The sequence below is a fragment of the Aquabacter albus genome (genome assembly GCF_040049275.1).
Taxonomy (GTDB): domain Bacteria; phylum Pseudomonadota; class Alphaproteobacteria; order Rhizobiales; family Xanthobacteraceae; genus Aquabacter.
Genome location: NZ_JBDZDT010000009.1, coordinates 41159 through 57531, shown reverse-complemented (window position 1 = coordinate 57531; position 16373 = coordinate 41159). Strand labels below are relative to the sequence as shown.

The window sequence follows — 16373 nt, the reverse complement described above, 5'->3', positions numbered from 1 at the left end:
GCGTCTCGTCGAGCGGTTCGGATGATGGATATGCCCGGGCAGATGCCGGAGCGGAGTGACCTAAAGTCACGCGCTGTTTTCCGCCACATGGCCCGCCGGCGCAAGAGGAAGTGCGGTTCGGTGCGGTTCCCTCGCAACGCAGGCGCTGATACCTTCTGAGGAGAGCGGCGATTGTGAGGCCGTGCAGGCTCGTTCCACAGGGGCGATGAGGAGATCGATCATGGCTTTGGAAGAGGTGTTGGACCGGACGGCGGCGGACCTGGTCCCCAACGACCTGGAAGCCTTCTGGATGCCCTTCACCGCGAACCGCGCCTTCAAGAAGCGGCCGCGTTTGGTGTCCAAGGCCAAGGATATGCACTATTTCACGCCGGAAGGCCGGGCGATCCTGGACGGTACCGCAGGGCTCTGGTGCGTCAATACGGGCCACAACCGCGCCCCTGTCGTGGAGGCCATCCGCACGGCCGCGACCGAGCTCGATTTCGCCCCCACCTTCCAGTACGGCCACCCCAGCGCCTTCACCCTGGCAAGCCGCATCGCCGAGCTGGCGCCGGGCGATCTCGACCATGTTTTCTTCTGCAATTCCGGTTCGGAAGCCGTGGATACGGCGCTGAAAATCGCCCTCGCTTACCAGAATGTGATCGGCCAGGGCGCCCGCACGCGCCTCATCGGCCGTGAGCGTGGCTATCACGGGGTCGGTTTCGGCGGCATCAGCGTCGGTGGCATCGTGCCGAATCGGAAAGCCTTCGGCACCCTTCTGGTGGGTGTCGACCATCTGCCTGCCACCTATGATCGCGCCAAGCAGGCTTTCACGAAGGGCGAGCCGGAATACGGCGCGCATTTCGCCGACGAGCTGGAGCGCATCGTGGCGCTGCACGACGCCTCCACCATCGCGGCGGTGATCGTGGAGCCCATGGCCGGCTCCACGGGCGTCATTCCTTCGCCGAAGGGCTATCTGAAGCGCCTGCGCGAGATCTGCGACAAGTACGGCATCCTGCTGATCTTCGACGAGGTCATCACCGGATACGGCCGCCTCGGCTATGCCTTTGCCGCCGAGCGCTACGGCGTGATCCCGGATATGATCACCTTTGCCAAGGGCGTGACCGCCGGCGCTGTGCCCATGGGCGGCGTGCTGGTGCGCGGGGCGATCCACGATGCCTTCATGCGCGGGCCCGAGCACGTGATCGAGCTGTTCCACGGCTATACCTATTCGGCCCATCCGCTCGCCTGCGCGGCCGGCCTCGCCACCCTCGACCTCTATGCGAAGGAAGATCTGTTCGCCCGCGCCAGGAAGCTGGAGCCCTTCTGGGCCGATGCGGTGATGACGCTGAAAGACAAGCCGGGCGTGCTGGACATCCGCACGGTGGGCCTCACCGCCGGCATCGACCTTGCCCCCAAGGACGGAAAGCCCGGCGTGCGCGGCTATGCGGCCCTGGAAAGCGCGTTCCACGACATGGGCATCATGATCCGCTCCACCGGCGATACGCTGGCCCTCACCCCGCCGCTCATCATCTCGGAAGACCAGATCGGTGAGCTGATCGAGAAGACCGGCAAGGTCATCGAAGCGACGGCGTGATCCCGATCCCGTTCTGAAGAAAAGCGACGGCCCGCTCCTTGTACAGGGGCGGGCCGTTACGCATACGCCGGGCGAACCCGGCGCTTGCCTGGATTTAGACGCGGCCCGTGAGCGCCAGAACGATCACGATGATCAGCAGGATGCCGACGATGCCGCCCGGCCCGTAGCCCCAGCCGCGGCTGTAACCCCAGGTGGGAAGGGCACCGACCAGAATAAGAATCAGCAGCACGACCAGAATGGTTGAGAGCATGGCTCAAGTCCTCCCGATTTCTGTCGGTTAAGGTAACGTTGAGCCATGGCAAAGGTTCCTGCTGCTTTGCAGCGAAATCTCTATACTTCTTTCTTACCTTACGTAAGGTTAGAAAAGCCTGGCTTAAGCTAGAGGCGCAGTTGCCTGCATCAGCCACGCGCGGGCCTCCGGCTCCAGGCGCGGGCCGATGATGTCTGCCACCTCCGCATGATAGCGGTCGATCCAGTCGCGCTCCTCGGGCGTGAGCATGGAGACCTCGATGAGCTGCAGCTCATAGGGCGCCAGCGTTAGCGTCGTGAAGCCGAGCGAGGGCCTGTCCCCGCCGGGGCTGCGCGGCTCCACCAGCACCAGATTCTCGATGCGGATGCCGTATTCGCCGGCCTTGTAGTAGCCGGGCTCGTTGGAGAGGATCATGCCTGCCTTCAGCGGCACGTGGCCGAGCTTGGAAATGCGCGCCGGCCCCTCATGGACGGAGAGGCCTGCGCCCACCCCGTGGCCGGTGCCATGGTCGAAATCGAGCCCGTGCGCCCACAGAAACTGCCGCGCGAAGGGGTCGATCTGCGCCCCGCTGGCGCCTTCAGGGAAGATCGCGCGCGACACGGCCACGTGGCCCTTCAGCACCAGCGTGTAGCGCTGGCGCATCTCGGCCGTGGGCGTGCCCACCGCCAGTGTGCGGGTCACGTCGGTGGTGCCCTCGTCATACTGGGCACCGGAATCCAACAGGAACAGCTCGCCGGTGCCGAGCGCCCGGTTGCTGGCGCGGGTGACGCGGTAATGGACGATGGCGCCGTTGGGCCCGGAGCCGGAAATGGTGGGGAAGGAGACGTCGTTCAGGCGGCCGCCCTCCCGGCGAAAGGTCTCCAGCGCCTCCACCATGTCGATCTCGGTGAGGCCGCCGGGCGCCACCTGTTCGAACCAGCTGAGGAAGCGGGCGAGCGCCACGCCGTCGCGCACATGGGCGGCGCGCATGCCGGCGATCTCGGCGGCGTTCTTCACGGCTTTGAGGAGCGCGATGGGGTCCGCGCCCTTGGAGACCTTGCCGCCCGCCCGCTCGATGATTGTGGCGAGATGCACCGGAGCGGTGGCCTGATCGAGCCGCACCGTCTTGCCGGGCGAGAGCTGCGCCAGCGTGCCCTCCAGCGCCTCGCGCGGCAGGGTGTCGGCGGCATCCTCCAGCACTGTGCGCACATCCGGGGGCAATTGGGACGGCGCCGCGAACAGAACCGGCCGCCCCTCCACCGGCACGAGGCCCCAGGTGAGGGGGATGGGCGTGTGGGCGACGTCCGAACCACGCATGTTGAACAGCCAGGCGGCCGCGTGCGGGTCCGACACCAGGGCAAGGTCCGCCTTGTCCTTCTTCAGCGCCTCCTGGACCCGCAGCAGCTTGGCGGCGGTGGCTTCGCCTGCCAGCTCTATGTCCAGCAGGCGGATGGGCTCTGAGGGCGGCGACGGGCGGTCCGGCCAGATGGCGGCGACGGGGTCATCCTCCACTGCCACGAGAATTCCGCCGGTGGCAGCCACGGCGGCGGCGATTTTCTCGCGGGCATCGAGCGCGGTGCGCCAGGGGTCGAAGCCCAGCGCCGCGCCCTTGGGCAAATGCGCCTCGATCCACTTTTCCGGCGGGGTCTCGGTCAGCGGCACCACGGTGAAGGCGGAGGTGTCCACCTGGGCTGGGGCCTGGAGGGTGTAGCGCCCGTCCACGAACAGGGCGGCCTCCTCCTCCAGCACCACGCACAGGCCCGCCGAGCCGGTGAAGCCGGTGAGGAAAGCGAGGCGCTCCTCGCCAGGGGGCACATATTCGTTCTGGTGGGCATCGGCCCGGGGGATCACATATCCCTTCAGGCCACGCTTGCTCAGTTCCTCCCGCAACGCCGTAAGGCGCGCCGGGCCGGCGCGGCCGTCGGCGCTGTCCTCGAAGCTCTGGAATTCGGCCCGGAAGCGCGGGGCGGCGGGAAACGGCGCGGCGGCGCCGGGGAGGGGAGCGTGCTCAGGCATGATGGCCGAGCTTAAAGGGCGCCCTGCCGAGTTGGAAGCCGGGTTGGATTTTGCACGGCGGCGTTGGATTTGGGTTGGACGGCGTCGAGATCGCTCTTGCTGCCGCCGCCCCGGCTTCGCTATGGTGCGCGCCGCTGCGGGCGTAGTTCAGTGGTAGAACGACAGCTTCCCAAGCTGTATGTCGTGGGTTCGATTCCCATCGCCCGCTCCAATTTCGCGAGCGCCTTAAGAGAGCCTTTTGCTCCAACGCTGAACGAGGCGTTCCCTTCGTTCCCCTGATCGCGTCCCGCATTTTCGGCTTGTCGATGTCGCGCATCGGGCGCGTACTTGATGGACGAGCCGCGCGCGAAGGTGTGCCGTGCCGAAGCCCGCAACGGGAAGTCCTGCTGGGGTCAGTTCCGAACCGTAATGGAGAGACGCCATGGCCAAGGGTGAACAGAGAAGCAACCGCGAAGCGAAGAAGCCGAAGAAGCCCAAGCTGGCTGAGCAGGCGGCGCCCACGCCTTTCGCAGCATCCCAGAAGAAAATTCTCGACGCGGTCGCCCAGAAGAAGAAGTGAACCCCAGCGGGAAAAGCCCGGCTGGAGATAATCGGGCTGCTAACGCAGTCGGTGGACCATTTTGAGCGTGGTGTCGCGGTGGTTCTTCTGGACCTTTGCGACGCTCTACGCCCTCGCCGCCGCGATCTATTTCGCAAGCTCGCTGTCCCCCGAGGGCTCCGATCCGCTCTCGGGTATCTATCTCATCCCATTGGGATTGCCGTGGCTGCTGATCATCGATGCCGTGCGCGGCGGGGATGCACAAGGCGGCGCGTGGCTCGCGATCCTGTCGCCGGCCATCAACCTGGGGCTCGTCTACCTCGTCGCGCGCCGGTTCCGGCGCTGATCAGACGGACCGCCGGCCGAAGAGCGCGCCCAAGCGCGCGCGAAGCAGGCCGAAAAGAAGACTGGCGGCGCTGAGCTCCTGAGCCGGCGCCATAGCGGCATCGCCCCCCGACAGCTTCGCCTCCAGATTCCCCGCGAAATCCGCCGTGAGCCGGCTGGCCAGATCCTTCACCAGACCGGGCCGGCCGAACTGGGCGAGGACGCCGGAGAGGGTGTAGCCCACCTCCACTTCAACGAGACTGGTGCCCGGGGCGTCGCCCGGCAGCACCCGGTAGCTGACCGCGCCGCGGGCGGAGGAGCGGCCGCGCGCGTCGATGCCGCCGCCTGTGATGCGGCCGGAATGGGTCGAGCGATCGCGGGCGATGCGCGCGGTGCCCCGGAAGGCCGCAGCGATGGGGCCGATCTTCACCCGCATCTCGCCTTCCACGCGGTCCGGCGTGGGCGGGGCGGTCAAGGCAGCGCCGGGCAGGCAGGCGGCGACTGCCTCCACGTCCCCCAGCAGGGCGAAGACCTCCTCCGGCGGGAAGGCGACGGTCAGGCTCTGCTCGAAGCGGGCGGCGGGGATGAAGTCGCCTTCGTCCTCCGTCTGGGTGGCGGCGGGCTGGAGCGCCTCGCGCATGAGAGTGCTCACAACGGCGCGGGCCGCCGCTTCCGCCGGCTCATGGGCGCCGGCCGGGCCGAAGGTCTTGCGGCCGCCGTCCGGCTCTGCGGGAATGCCCCGCGCGCGCCGCTCCGCGATGACGCTGCGCACCGCACGGATGATGCCGACATAGCCGGTGCAGCGGCACAGGTTCCCGCTCATGCCCACGCGGATGCGCTTTTCGCAGGGCTCCTCCAGCCGCACCACCAGATCGCGGGCGGAAACCAGCATGCCGGGGGTGCAATAGCCGCATTGAAGGGCGTGCTCGCGGGTGAAGGCGTCGCGCAGCTCGGCGGTAATCTCGTCGTTGTCGAGCCCTTCGATGGTGGTCACCTCCGCCCCGTCGCAGGAGACGGCGGAGGTGATGCAGGAGCGGGCGGGCACGCCGTCGAGGAGGATGGTGCAGGCGCCGCACACGCCGTGCTCGCAGCCGAGATGGGTGCCCGTGAGGTTGAGGCCGTCGCGCACGAAATCGGCAAGCGCGGTGCGCGGCTCCACGGAGGCGCCGATGCGGTGGCCGTTGACGGTGAGGGAGAGGGGGGTCATTGGGCGGCTTCCCGCACGGCGCGGCCGAGCACGGCGACGTGGAAGTGGCGGTGGACGGGATCGGCGACGCCGGCTTTCACCAGCAGCGCATCCGCCGCCGCCGGATCGTAGCTTTGGGCGAAATCGCCGGTGACGCGCCCACCGAAGAGGCCGGACGCGTCGGGGATGAGGAGCGGGGGCGCGTCTATGGCGCCGATCAGGGCGCGGGCGGTCTTTGCATCCGGGTCCACCAGCACCGCGCCGATGGCGTGGGCGAACTCGCCGGTCTTGCGGCATGCCTTGGAATAGCCCCAGCGGGCGGTCTCCGGCATGGGCGGCACGCGCACCGCCTCCACCATCTCGCCCGGTTGGAGCGCGGTTTCCAGCGCGCCCACCACGAAGTCGGAGGCGGGCAGCGTGCGCGTGCCCCCGCGGCTGCGCAGGACGATGCGCGCATCAAGGGCGATGAGGGTGGAGACCCAGTCGGCCGCGGGGTCCGCATGGCTGAGGCTGCCGCCGACGGTGCCGCGATTGCGCACCGCCCGATAGGCGATGGCGCCTGCCACCTTGCGCATGGCGCCGCGCGTCACGTCGGGCACGCGGCCGTCCTCGATGTCGGCGTGGGTGATGCAGGCGCCGAGCACGAGGTCGCCGCCCTCCATCCCGGCGCGCTTCAGCGCGGCGATGCCGGAAATGTCGATGATCAGCTCCGGCTCCACGAGGCGCAGATTGAGCATGGGGCCGAGCGACTGGCCCCCGGCCACGATCTTCGCGCCGCCGCCTGCCTCGGAAAGGAGGGCGAGGGCCGCGTCCATCTCGCGCGGGCGCTCATACTGGTAGGGCGCGGGCTTCATGCGGCGGTCCGCTTCCAGGCAGAACCGCGGGCATGGAGCACCGCCTCGACGATGCGATGGGGCGTGATGGGCGACTGCACCAGTTCGACGCCGAGCCCCTTCAGCGCATCGTTCACCGCATTGGCGATGGCCGCGGGCGGAGCGATGGCGCCGCCTTCGCCGATGCCCTTCACGCCGAACTGGGTATAGGGCGAAGGGGTCTCCATATGGTCGAGGCGCGGCTCGGGCACCTCCGTGGGGCCGGGCAGGAGATAGTCCGCGAAGGTGGAGGCGAGGGGCTGGCCGGAAGGGTCGAACGGCATCTCCTCATAAAGCGCCGTGCCGATGCCCTGGGCGAGGCCGCCATAGATCTGGCCGTCCACCACCATGGGGTTCACCAGCACGCCGCCGTCTTCCACGATGACGTAATCGAGGATCTCCACCTCGCCGAGGTCGGGGTCCACGGCGAGCACCACCGCGTGGGCGGCATAGGAGAAGGTGCCGCTGTCGCGCACCGGCTTGTAGCCCGCGACCGCCTCAAGCCCGGAGGCGTCCACGTCCGCCGGCAGATCCTGCGGGCGGCGGTACCAGGTGTGGGCGATCTCCTTCAGGCCGACGCTGCCGGTGGCGGAGAAGACGCGGCCATTGGCGAACTCCACCTCCTCCGGGCTCACCTGCAGCAGCCGGGCGCCGATGCGCGTCACCTTGCCGGCCAGCTCGCGGCAGGCGGTTGCCACCGCGCCGCCGGCCATGACCATGCAGCGCGAGCCCCAGGTGCCGGTGGAATAGGGCGTCGAGCCGGTGTCGCCCAGCACCACCCGCACGCGGGAGATGTCCACGCCGAGGACCTCGTTGGCCACCTGGGCGAGGGTCGTCTCCAGGCTCTGGCCGTGGGAATGGACACCCACCTTCAACTCCAGGCCGCCGTCCGGCGTCATGCGCGCCGAGGCCATCTCGTGGCCGGGCACCATGGGAATGCCCCAGCCGGCATAGACCGAGGTGCCGTGGGCCGCCTGCTCGCAATAGATGGACAGGCCGAGGCCGATGCGCCGCCCGTCCGGCTCGCCCTTGCGCTGGCGCTCGCGGATGGCGGCCACATCGATGGCGGCCAGCGCGCGGTCCATGGCCTGCGGGTAGTCGCCGCTGTCGAAATGCTTGTTGGTGATGTTGTCGAACGGCATCTGCTCGGGGCGGATGAGGTTCTTCAGGCGCACCTGGAAGGGTTCGATGCCGGCCTCGCGGGCCACCGCGTCCAGCATCAGCTCCAAGGCGAAGCACACGCCGGTCCGCGCCACGCCGCGATAGGGCAGGATGGGGCACTTGTTGGTGGCGGCGGAAAAGGTGCGGCAGCGATAGGCGGGGAAGTCGTAGGGGCCGGGCAAGATGCTCGCCACCTGCGCGGCTTCCAGGCACGCGGAGAAGGGGTAGGAGGAATAAGCCCCCGAATCCACCGTCGCCTCGCAGTCGATGCCGCGCAGGCGCCCGTCGCGGTCCGCATAGGCGGTGATGCGGTAATGGTGCTCGCGGCAATTGGCGGCGGAGGTGAGGTGCTCGCGCCGGTCCTCGATCCAGCGCAGGGGGTAGCCGAGGCGCAGGGTGGCCCACGAGAGGCACACTTCTTCGGGCAGCAATATGCCCTTGTGGCCGAAGCCGCCGCCCACGTCCGGTGAGACCACGCGGATGCGCTCCTGTGGCATCCCGAGGCATTCGGAGAGGCCGTTGCGGTTGATGTGGGGCATCTGCGCGGCGGTGTAGACGGTGAGCTGGTCGAGGCGGTGATCGAAGGTGGCGACCACGCCGCGCCCTTCCAGGGGCGCCATACACTGGCGCGCGGTGGAGATCTCGCGGGTGACCTTGATGGGCGCGTCGAGGGCGCTCTCGAAGTTCACGTCCACGAAGGTCTCGAGAAAGACGTTGTCGCCCCAGTGCTCGTGGACGAGGGGCGCGCCGGGCTTCCTCGCCTCCAGCATGTCATAGACGGCGGGAAGTTCTTCCAGGTCCAGCGTCACGGCGGCGGCGATGTCCTCCGCCTCGGCTCGGGTGGCGCCAATGCACATGGCGACCAGCTCGCCCACCTGACGCACCTTGCCGGTGGCGAGAATGGGCTGCTCGGAGACCTTGAAGCCGGGCAATGCGGACACGGCGCGGATGGGCAGCACGCCCTCAAGGTCGGAGGCGATGAACACCCGGTCACGCAGATGGTCGGGAATGGTGATGCCGCGGATGCGGGCATGGGCCAGCGGTGAGCGGACGAAAGCAACATCCTTCAGGCCCGGCAGGCGGATATCGGCCACGAACTGCCCGCGCCCGCGCATGAGCCGGTCGTCCTCCTTGCGCAGGACCCGCGCGCCGATGCCCTGGCCGGTGGTCTCGGTGGCCGCGCTCATGGAGCGGCGCTTTCCAGCAGGGAGCGGGCAAGCTTCACCAGCGCGCCGTCGGGCCGGCGGAGATGGGCGAGGATGGAGAAATGATCTTCTCCGGGAATGGGCACCAGCGGGCCCGGAGCGTGCGCCGCCGCGCGCTTGGCATGGAATAGGCGGGCATCCTGCACCAGGGCCGGCAGCTCGGCCGAGCCATAGACAATGGCGAGGGGCTTATCGACCACCGGCAGGCGGAGCGGGGAGAGGGTGCGGATCTCGTCCTCTGTGAGTTTCAGCGCCTCGTTGAGCTTGGTGTCGCGGATGGGGGCAAGCTCATAGACACCTGATATGGCGAGGCCCGCTTTGACTGCCGGATGGTCCAGCAGCATGGCGGTGAGATGCCCGCCCGCCGACCAGCCGGAGACGATGATGGGCCCGGAAATGCCGTGCTCCGGCCCGTGGGCGGCGAGCCAGTCCATGGCGGCGCGCATCTCGCCGACGATCTGGGTGAGAGAGGCGTCGGGCGCCAGCGTGTGGCTCGGCAGGGCGACGGACCAGCCGTGGGCGGCGAGCCCTTCCGCCACCATGGCGAAGACCTCGCGGGAATTGCGCTGCCAATAGCCGCCATGGATGAAGACGAGGCAGGGCGCATTGGGGTCGGCGGCGGGATAGAGATCCCAGCGGGTGCGCTCGCCGGGTGCGTAATTGAGGTCGAGCACCGCGCCCGGCTTGGCGCGATAGGCCGCCGAGAGGCGGTTGCGCTCCTCAATCAGCGCCGGGCTGTTCGCCACCGCGCCGTTATTGTCATAGGCGGCGTCGCGCACGGCCTGGGAGAGAAAGGCCCAGTGCAGGCGCGGATCGTCATGCTCGCTCACGCGTTCCTCCGCGATCATTGCTTGTTCTTCAGCCAGTAGCGGCCGTGCTCGTCCCGATCGAGATCATGACGTTCGCGCACCTCGCCCCAGGCCACAAGGGTGGCGCGGTAGGTCTCATCCGACAAAGCCTCGATGACCTGCCAGAAGAAGACCGGCTGCTGGAGCAAAGCGAGGATGCGCGCGGAAAGGGGTGAGGCTTGGGTCACAGATAGTCCCTCAGCTGCACGTCGGCCTTGAAGGCAGGCTCGATGCGCTCATAGCGGAAGCCGGGAATGCCCTCGGGGATGGTGGCGTCGATGCCGAACTTGGCGGTGGTGGGCAGCTCTCCGGGCTTCAGGTCCCAGGGGCGCTGGCTCGGGTCCACGTGCTTGCCCTTCAGACCGGAGAGGACCACCACGTCCTTGTCCGCCTGGCAGCGGAAGGTAACCGCCCATTCCACCTGCGCGGGATCGTCGATGTCGATGTCGTCGTCGGTGACGATCACCTGCTTCACCACGGGCAAAGAGAGGAGTGCCGCGATGGCGTTCTTGCCCTCGCCCGCCCGCTTCTTGATGGCGGCCACCACCGACCAGCCGCAGCACCCGCCCTCGGTGGCGCGCACGGCTGTGGCCTGCACGCCGATGAGGCCAAGGATGCGCATGCAGGCGGCCTCCGTCGCCGGGCCGTTCAGCCAGTCATTCTCCCACGGCATCTGCAGCGAATAGAAGATGGGGTTCTCGCGGTGGGTGATGGCGTTCACCCGGAAGATGGGGTTGTGCTTGAGGTCGCCTTGCATGCCGGCGAATTCGCCGAACGGGCCTTCGTCCGCCGTCCAGCCATTGGGCAGCAGCTCGCCTTCCAGCACGATCTCCGCATGGGCCGGCACCTTCAAAGGTACGGTCTTGCAGTGCGCCAGCCGGGCAGGGGCGCCGCGCAGGCCGCCGGCAATCTCCATCTCGTCCGTGTCCGCCGGCGCCTTATAGGCCGCGCCCATATGCTCGAAGGCATGGACGCCGATGGCGATGGCGATGGGCATGGCCTCGCCGCGCCCGAAATAGCGGGTGTAGTAGCGCCGCAGGTCCGAGGCGGTGAAGAGGTCGATGGTCATCTCCCGCTTGGTGCGGAACATGAGCCGGTAGCAGCCCGCATTGGGGCCGAGGTCCGGGTCGTCGGCGAAGGCGACGCCCGCCGAGATGTAGGGGCCGCCATCCTTCTGGTGCATGAAGGGGATGGGGAGGGACGTGAGGTCCACCTCATCGCCCAGCATCACCTTTTCCTGGCACGGCGGGTTCTCGATGATGATCGGCTTGAGCGGCCGCGAGACGCCCTTGGCGAAACGCTTGCCCAGCTCCGCCTCGGGCCAGCCCAGCGCAGAGGCGGTGCGGGCGCGGGTCCAGAACAGGCCGCCCACGACGGGGACCTCGTAGGCCTCCACCTGATCGAACATGAGGGCGGTGGGCGCCTGCCCGATCAGCGCCGTCATATGCTGCGGCTTCACCTGCTTGCCGACGCGGCGCAGATGGCCCTCCGCCGTCATGCGGGTAAGCATGCCGCGGAAATCCTCGAATCCGGCGTCCGCCTCGACGGGGGTGGCGACGTTCACAGCGACACTCCCGCCGCCTTGAGGATGGCCTGCGCCCGCGCCTTGCTTTCCTCGCTGATGGTGAGGCGTTCGGCGAAGTCCCGGCCGGTGGGGCGGGTGGCGTCGATGCCCATCTTGGTGAGGGTGAAGGTCTCAGGGTCGGAGGAGGGGTCGAGGATGGCGCCCTTCGAGCCGGGGATCATGAAGACGTCCTTCTCCGCCCGCACGCGGGTGGCGATGGCCCACATCACGTCGTTCATGTCGAAGATGTTCACGTCCTCGTCCACAACGATGACGTACTTGGTGTAGAGTTCGGTGCCGAGCGCCGCCATGACCGCCATCTGCGGCTCGCCCTCGGCGATCTTGTTCATGGAGATGATGGCCATGAAGGCGCCGCAGGTGGAGTGCGGCACGTGCACCGCCTTCACGTTCGGCAGGTTCCGCTTCAGCGCATTGAGGATCTCGCCCTCGCGGGTGATGCAGGTGGTGAGGATGTGGTCCTTCGCCATGCCCGAGACCACCGAATGGTACATGGCGTCCTGGCGCATGCGCACGCGGTGGGCGACGAAGACGTTCTGCGTCGAGCGGTAGGAGGCATAGCCCGTGAACTCGCCGAACGGGCCTTCCGGCTCGTGCACGCCGGCAAGGATCTCGCCCTCGATGATGATCTCGGCGCCCGCCGGCACTTCGAGGCCCTCCACCCCGCACGGGGCGACGCGATAGGGCTCGCCGAACAGGCCGCCGATGATCTCGAACTTCCGCACGTTGGGCGGATAGGCATAGACCATCGAGCCCATGTAATGCAGCGGGTGGATGCCCAGCGTGATGGCCACGGGGAGCGACTTGCCCATCTGCTCGGCGCGGCGGTGGAACTCGTACATGCGCCGGCGCGAATGGAGGGAGACGCCGAGCCTGTTCTTGCCCTTCAGCATCAGCCGGTGGAAGCCTGTTGTATCCACGCCGGAAATGGGATCGCGCGCCACCAGCTGGCCGGCCGTGATGTAGGGCGCGGCATCGACGCCGAACTGGAGCGGGATGGGCAGCTTGGTGAGGTCGACATCATCGCCTTCCATCACCACGTCGTTCCAGGGCGCGTCATCCACGCGCTCGCAGGGAATGTATTTCTGGACGCGTTCGCGGAAGGCGGCGGGCAGCGCGTCGGGCTCGACGCCGAGCAGGCCGGCGAGCACCCGGCGGTTGGCGGCGATGTTGGTCACCACCGGCATGTCGAAGCCTTCGACATTCTCGAAGATGAGGGTGGGGTCGCGCCCGGCCTTCTCCAGCTCGAACACCGTGGTGGTCATGTCGAACTCGCGCTTCACCGGCACCTTGATGCGCAGCAGTTCGGCGGGGAATTCTTGCTCCAGGAACTCCAGGTAGCCGCGGAGCGACTGGCGATCATTGACGGGGTTCTTGACCAGCATTTGGGACCTCTTTGAAGGCGCGGATGGCGGCGTGGGGCGGCTCACGCCGAGGGGCGGCGCCTTTCGGGGACGTGGGATTCGGCGTGGCGCCTGGGGCAGAGCGGACAGGCGCCGGCCATGAGGCAGCCGGCGCGGGCAGGCGGGGCCTCGCCGCGCGGCGCATGGCCGGTCGGCGTCTCGCATGGGCCCGACAGCAGACCCCGGGCGGCGGCATTCCTGTGGCCGGCATCGGGGGCTGCGTCTTCGAACTTCTTCATGGGTGTCGGCATCCGGTCCTCGTTCGACCGGGAAATAGCAAGGCATGTGCCATGCAAGGCGGATGCTGGATCCGCAGAGCCTGACGGGTCCAACAGGGTGGACCAAGGCCGCGAGAGCGAGGTTTTCCCTATCGATATTGCCCTGAGGCGGCTCAGGGTGCCCGGATTGATAGGTGTTATCGATAAGGCCGGTTTCGTTGGAAAACTGCGTCCATCTCGCGGGTAAATCCCTTGTTTTCCAACGGATTTAGGAAGGACCGACGGCGCCGGGAATGCACCGCGCCCGCGCGGGCTGCTCCATTGATAGAAGTTATCGATAAAGCGGAGGCGGGAAGGCAGATGCATGCCCCCGCTGCCTGAGGGGCGGACGATCCTCTCCCAATGTCCCCGCCTTTGCTGGCGCAGCGTCTGGCATACGGCTTGCAAAATCCCCCTCAGGCGAATTTTGCGAACCATGAGGGCCAGATGGCGAAGCTGACGAGACGTGGGTTCATGGGCTCAATGCTGGCGGCCCCGGCCATCCTGGCGGCCCCGGCGCTCATCCGGTCCGCCCACTCCCAGGAAAAGCGCAAGATCACCTTCACGCTGCCCTTCCTGGCGGAAGGCGGCAATGCCTATGCCTATGTGGCGAAGGCGAAGGGCTATTGGGACGAGCTGGGGCTCGATGTCACCATCAGCCGCGGCTACGGCTCCGTGGCAGCGTCCCAGGCCATTGCGGCGGGCCAGTTCCAGTTCGGCCTCGCGGTGCCCACTTCCTCGATCCAGCAATCGGCCAAGGGCCTTGGTCTCGTCGCCATCGCCTGCGCCGGCTACGACGCCACCATGGGTATCTGCCTTCTGAATTCGAGCCCGATCCACAAGCCGGCGGACCTCGCCGGCAAGAAGATGGCTTCGGTGGTCACCTCCGGCGAGCATCCCTTCCTGCCCGCCTTCGCGAAGATCACCGGCTTCGACCTCAAGTCCGTGGAGATCGTCCAGACGGACCCGAACGTGCGCCAGCGCCTGCTGGTCAGCGGGCAGGTGGACTGCATGTCGGGCTTTGCGGTGTCGTTCATCCCGCCCTTGATCTCGCAGAACTACCAAGCCCACGCCATGCTCTACAGCGACTATGGCCTGACCCTCTACAACAATACCCTGCTCACCCAGCCGGCCATGCTGGAGAAGGAGCCCAAGCTCTGCGCCGACGTGGCGGCGGGCCTCATCAAGGGCATCAAGTACACGCTGCTTGAGCCGGAAGACTCCATCAAGCTGTTCGTGAAGGAAGTGCCGGAGACCGCGCTCTCCCAGGGCGGCGTCGAGCGCACCCGCCTCGGCCTCGGCATCTTCGCCAATTCCATTCTTCACGAGGAGCTGCAGAAGTATCCCATCGGCTATTCCGTGCCCGCCGATTACGAGGAGATGACCGAGCTGGTCATGAAGTATGTGGCCTCGCCCGACGACAAGGCGCCCAAGCTGAAGGACGTGATGTCCAACGACTTCATCGGCAGCATCAAGCTCACCCCGGAGGAATGGACCAAGGCCAAGGCGAATGCCGAGCCGTTCCGCAAATACCTGTCGGAGAAAGCGGGCTGATGGCGACCAACATCGCGGTTGAGAACGTCCGCAAGGTCTACCAGACCGGCAAGGACGAAGTGGAGGCGGTCTCCAACGTCTCCTTCACCGCGGAGGAGGGCGAGTTCGTCGCCATCCTCGGCCCCTCTGGCTGCGGCAAGTCCACCTTGCTGATGATGTGCGCGGGGCTTGAGACCATCACCTCCGGCCGCATCATCATGGACGGCCAGCCGGTGACGGAACCGCGCGCCCATGTGGGCATCATGTTCCAGGATTCGACGCTGCTGCCCTGGAAGACCGTGATGGAGAACATCCTCTTCCCGGTGAAGGTCCAGAAGCGCCCCATGGCGGAGCACAAGGAGCGGGCGCGGGAGCTGATCCACATGGTGGGGCTCTCCGGCTTCGAGGAGAAGAAGCCGCACCAGCTTTCCGGCGGCATGCGCCAGCGCGTCGCCATCTGCCGCGCGCTGGTGACCGACCCGGACATCCTGCTCATGGACGAGCCTTTCTCCGCCCTCGACGCCATGACCCGCGACGAGATGAACGACGCGCTGCTGGACATCTGGGACCGCTACCGCAAGACCGGCCTGTTTGTGACCCATTCCATCCGCGAGGCGGTCTATCTCGCCGATCGCGTGCTGGTGATGACCCGCCGGCCCGCCACCGTGGTGGAGGATCTGCGCATCCCCTTCGGTCGCCCGCGCGATCGCTCCATCGGCGAGAAGGCGGAGTTCAACGAGATCTGCGCCTATCTGCGCAACCTCATCGAGAAGCGGGAAGATAGCCCGCGCCGGCAGGCGAGGGCGGCATGAGCACGCTCCCGCAGGACCGCCGCGAGCACATCCTCACCCTCGCCTTGCCGGTGCTGCTGGGTGTCGCCGTACTCGGCGTCTGGCAGGTGGTGACGCAGGCGTTCTCCATTTCGCCGGTGCTGCTTCCGGCGCCCAGCGATATCGTCTCCTCCTTCGACGACATTGCCGGCACGCTCGCGCGCAATGCGTGGGTAACGGGGTCGGAGGCGCTCGTCGCCTTCTTCCTCTCCGCCATCCTCGGCGTGGTGGCGGCGCTGGTGCTCACCTCCTCCGCCGTGGTGTTCCAGGCCTTTTATCCGCATGTGGTGATGTTCCAGATCATCCCGAAGATCGCGCTGGCGCCATTGTTCGTGTTCTGGCTCGGCTTCGATTCCCCGTCCCGCCTCTCCTATTCCATCTTCATCAGCTTCTTCCCCGTGGCGCTCGCCACCATGACGGGGCTGAACCGGGCGGACGCGAACGCGCTGCGGCTGTCGCGCGCGCTGACCGCGAGCCGCTGGCAGATCCTGTTCCAGGTGCAGGTGCCGTATGCGCTGCCCTATTTCTTCTCCGGCCTGAAGATCGCCGCGACCATGTCGGTGATCGGCATCGTGGTGGGGGAGTTCATCTCCTCCAAGCGCGGGCTCGGCCACTACATCCTCTATTCGCAATCCCACAGCGAGACCGCGCACATCTTCGCGGCCATGGTGGTGCTGTGCATCGTCGGCCTCATCCCCTACGGCATCGCCATTGGCGGCGAGCGGCTGGCCCGGAAATGGTGGCGGGGATGAGCGGCCTCCGCACGGCTCCCGCCCGCAGACACGAAGGCGCCTTTTCATGAAGTCGGCGACGGCC

General features: G+C 67.4%; 15 protein-coding genes and 1 tRNA gene. 7 read left to right on the top strand and 9 right to left on the bottom strand.

Features of this window, described 5'->3' with window-relative positions; translation table 11 throughout:
* The first annotated feature begins 220 nt into the window (after positions 1–220).
* On the top strand, positions 221–1573 hold the full coding sequence (gene aptA, locus ABLE91_RS22455) for an omega-aminotransferase AptA (RefSeq protein WP_348934464.1): 1353 nt from the start codon (positions 221–223) through the stop codon (positions 1571–1573).
* Between the two features lie 94 nt (positions 1574–1667).
* Here the strand turns inward: aptA and ABLE91_RS22450 are convergent, their stop codons facing one another.
* Together ABLE91_RS22450 and ABLE91_RS22445 are read right to left on the bottom strand one after the other, a co-directional pair.
* Positions 1668–1823, bottom strand: a complete 156-nt coding sequence (locus ABLE91_RS22450) for a DUF3309 family protein (protein WP_348934462.1) — start codon at positions 1821–1823, stop codon at positions 1668–1670.
* A 123-nt stretch (positions 1824–1946) separates the two neighbouring features.
* The gene (locus ABLE91_RS22445; protein ID WP_348934460.1) at positions 1947–3818 is read right to left on the bottom strand and encodes an aminopeptidase P family protein; all 1872 of its coding nucleotides are present in this window, start codon (positions 3816–3818) and stop codon (positions 1947–1949) included.
* Positions 3819–3954: 136 nt separating this feature from the next.
* Here ABLE91_RS22445 and ABLE91_RS22440 point away from each other — a divergent pair.
* The 3 genes from ABLE91_RS22440 to ABLE91_RS22430 all read left to right on the top strand — a co-directional run bounded on the left by ABLE91_RS22440 (position 3955) and on the right by ABLE91_RS22430 (position 4702).
* Positions 3955–4029: transfer RNA gene (locus ABLE91_RS22440), tRNA-Gly, on the top strand.
* Positions 4030–4239: 210 nt separating this feature from the next.
* On the top strand, positions 4240–4377 hold the full coding sequence (locus ABLE91_RS22435; protein ID WP_348934458.1) for a hypothetical protein: 138 nt from the start codon (positions 4240–4242) through the stop codon (positions 4375–4377).
* 61 nt (positions 4378–4438) lie between these two features.
* Positions 4439–4702: a hypothetical protein gene (locus ABLE91_RS22430; RefSeq protein WP_348934456.1), complete on the top strand. Its 264-nt coding sequence runs from the start codon at positions 4439–4441 to the stop codon at positions 4700–4702.
* Here the strand turns inward: ABLE91_RS22430 and ABLE91_RS22425 are convergent, their stop codons facing one another.
* The 7 genes from ABLE91_RS22425 to ABLE91_RS22395 are packed head-to-tail and all read right to left on the bottom strand — an operon-like array spanning position 4703 to position 12919.
* The gene (locus ABLE91_RS22425; RefSeq protein WP_348934454.1) at positions 4703–5887 is read right to left on the bottom strand and encodes a xanthine dehydrogenase family Fe-S subunit; all 1185 of its coding nucleotides are present in this window, start codon (positions 5885–5887) and stop codon (positions 4703–4705) included.
* Positions 5884–6720 (bottom strand): FAD binding domain-containing protein, encoded by an 837-nt coding sequence (locus tag ABLE91_RS22420; RefSeq protein WP_348934452.1) that lies wholly within the window; start codon positions 6718–6720, stop codon positions 5884–5886. Before ABLE91_RS22420 ends, ABLE91_RS22425 begins: the two co-directional genes overlap by 4 nt.
* The gene (locus ABLE91_RS22415; protein ID WP_348934450.1) at positions 6717–9086 is read right to left on the bottom strand and encodes a xanthine dehydrogenase family protein molybdopterin-binding subunit; all 2370 of its coding nucleotides are present in this window, start codon (positions 9084–9086) and stop codon (positions 6717–6719) included. The genes ABLE91_RS22420 and ABLE91_RS22415 overlap by 4 nt, the downstream gene beginning before the upstream one ends.
* The gene (locus tag ABLE91_RS22410) at positions 9083–9952 is read right to left on the bottom strand and encodes an alpha/beta hydrolase (RefSeq protein WP_348934448.1); all 870 of its coding nucleotides are present in this window, start codon (positions 9950–9952) and stop codon (positions 9083–9085) included. Before ABLE91_RS22410 ends, ABLE91_RS22415 begins: the two co-directional genes overlap by 4 nt.
* Complete coding sequence (locus tag ABLE91_RS22405; protein ID WP_348934446.1) at positions 9949–10140, bottom strand: hypothetical protein; 192 nt, start codon at positions 10138–10140, stop codon at positions 9949–9951. The genes ABLE91_RS22410 and ABLE91_RS22405 overlap by 4 nt, the downstream gene beginning before the upstream one ends.
* Positions 10137–11516, bottom strand: a complete 1380-nt coding sequence (locus ABLE91_RS22400; RefSeq protein ID WP_348934445.1) for a UbiD family decarboxylase — start codon at positions 11514–11516, stop codon at positions 10137–10139. The genes ABLE91_RS22405 and ABLE91_RS22400 overlap by 4 nt, the downstream gene beginning before the upstream one ends.
* The gene (locus ABLE91_RS22395; protein WP_348934443.1) at positions 11513–12919 is read right to left on the bottom strand and encodes a UbiD family decarboxylase; all 1407 of its coding nucleotides are present in this window, start codon (positions 12917–12919) and stop codon (positions 11513–11515) included. The genes ABLE91_RS22400 and ABLE91_RS22395 overlap by 4 nt, the downstream gene beginning before the upstream one ends.
* A gap of 722 nt (positions 12920–13641) precedes the next feature.
* Between ABLE91_RS22395 and ABLE91_RS22390 the strand changes: the two genes are divergently transcribed.
* From ABLE91_RS22390 to ABLE91_RS22380, 3 genes are read left to right on the top strand one after another with little or no spacing between them, the layout of a single operon-like run.
* A complete protein-coding gene (locus ABLE91_RS22390) occupies positions 13642–14748 on the top strand; it encodes an ABC transporter substrate-binding protein (protein ID WP_348934441.1) in 1107 nt (368 codons plus the stop codon).
* On the top strand, positions 14748–15539 hold the full coding sequence (locus tag ABLE91_RS22385) for an ABC transporter ATP-binding protein (RefSeq protein ID WP_348934439.1): 792 nt from the start codon (positions 14748–14750) through the stop codon (positions 15537–15539). The genes ABLE91_RS22390 and ABLE91_RS22385 overlap by 1 nt, the downstream gene beginning before the upstream one ends.
* Positions 15536–16309, top strand: coding sequence for an ABC transporter permease (locus ABLE91_RS22380; protein ID WP_348934437.1), 774 nt, complete (start codon positions 15536–15538; stop codon positions 16307–16309). The genes ABLE91_RS22385 and ABLE91_RS22380 overlap by 4 nt, the downstream gene beginning before the upstream one ends.
* Positions 16310–16373: the final 64 nt, after the last annotated feature.

Bases quoted from the DNA above. Each gene is read 5' to 3' on its own strand.
- aptA (WP_348934464.1), top strand. From the start codon at position 221: ATGGCTTTGGAAGAGGTGTTGGACCGGACGGCGGCGGACCTGGTCCCC.
- ABLE91_RS22450 (WP_348934462.1), bottom strand. From the start codon at position 1,823: ATGCTCTCAACCATTCTGGTCGTGCTGCTGATTCTTATTCTGGTCGGT.
- ABLE91_RS22445 (WP_348934460.1), bottom strand. From the start codon at position 3,818: ATGCCTGAGCACGCTCCCCTCCCCGGCGCCGCCGCGCCGTTTCCCGCC.
- ABLE91_RS22435 (WP_348934458.1), top strand. From the start codon at position 4,240: ATGGCCAAGGGTGAACAGAGAAGCAACCGCGAAGCGAAGAAGCCGAAG.
- ABLE91_RS22425 (WP_348934454.1), bottom strand. From the start codon at position 5,887: ATGACCCCCCTCTCCCTCACCGTCAACGGCCACCGCATCGGCGCCTCC.
- ABLE91_RS22420 (WP_348934452.1), bottom strand. From the start codon at position 6,720: ATGAAGCCCGCGCCCTACCAGTATGAGCGCCCGCGCGAGATGGACGCG.
- ABLE91_RS22415 (WP_348934450.1), bottom strand. From the start codon at position 9,086: ATGAGCGCGGCCACCGAGACCACCGGCCAGGGCATCGGCGCGCGGGTC.
- ABLE91_RS22410 (WP_348934448.1), bottom strand. From the start codon at position 9,952: ATGATCGCGGAGGAACGCGTGAGCGAGCATGACGATCCGCGCCTGCAC.
- ABLE91_RS22395 (WP_348934443.1), bottom strand. From the start codon at position 12,919: ATGCTGGTCAAGAACCCCGTCAATGATCGCCAGTCGCTCCGCGGCTAC.
- ABLE91_RS22390 (WP_348934441.1), top strand. From the start codon at position 13,642: ATGGCGAAGCTGACGAGACGTGGGTTCATGGGCTCAATGCTGGCGGCC.
- ABLE91_RS22385 (WP_348934439.1), top strand. From the start codon at position 14,748: ATGGCGACCAACATCGCGGTTGAGAACGTCCGCAAGGTCTACCAGACC.
- ABLE91_RS22380 (WP_348934437.1), top strand. From the start codon at position 15,536: ATGAGCACGCTCCCGCAGGACCGCCGCGAGCACATCCTCACCCTCGCC.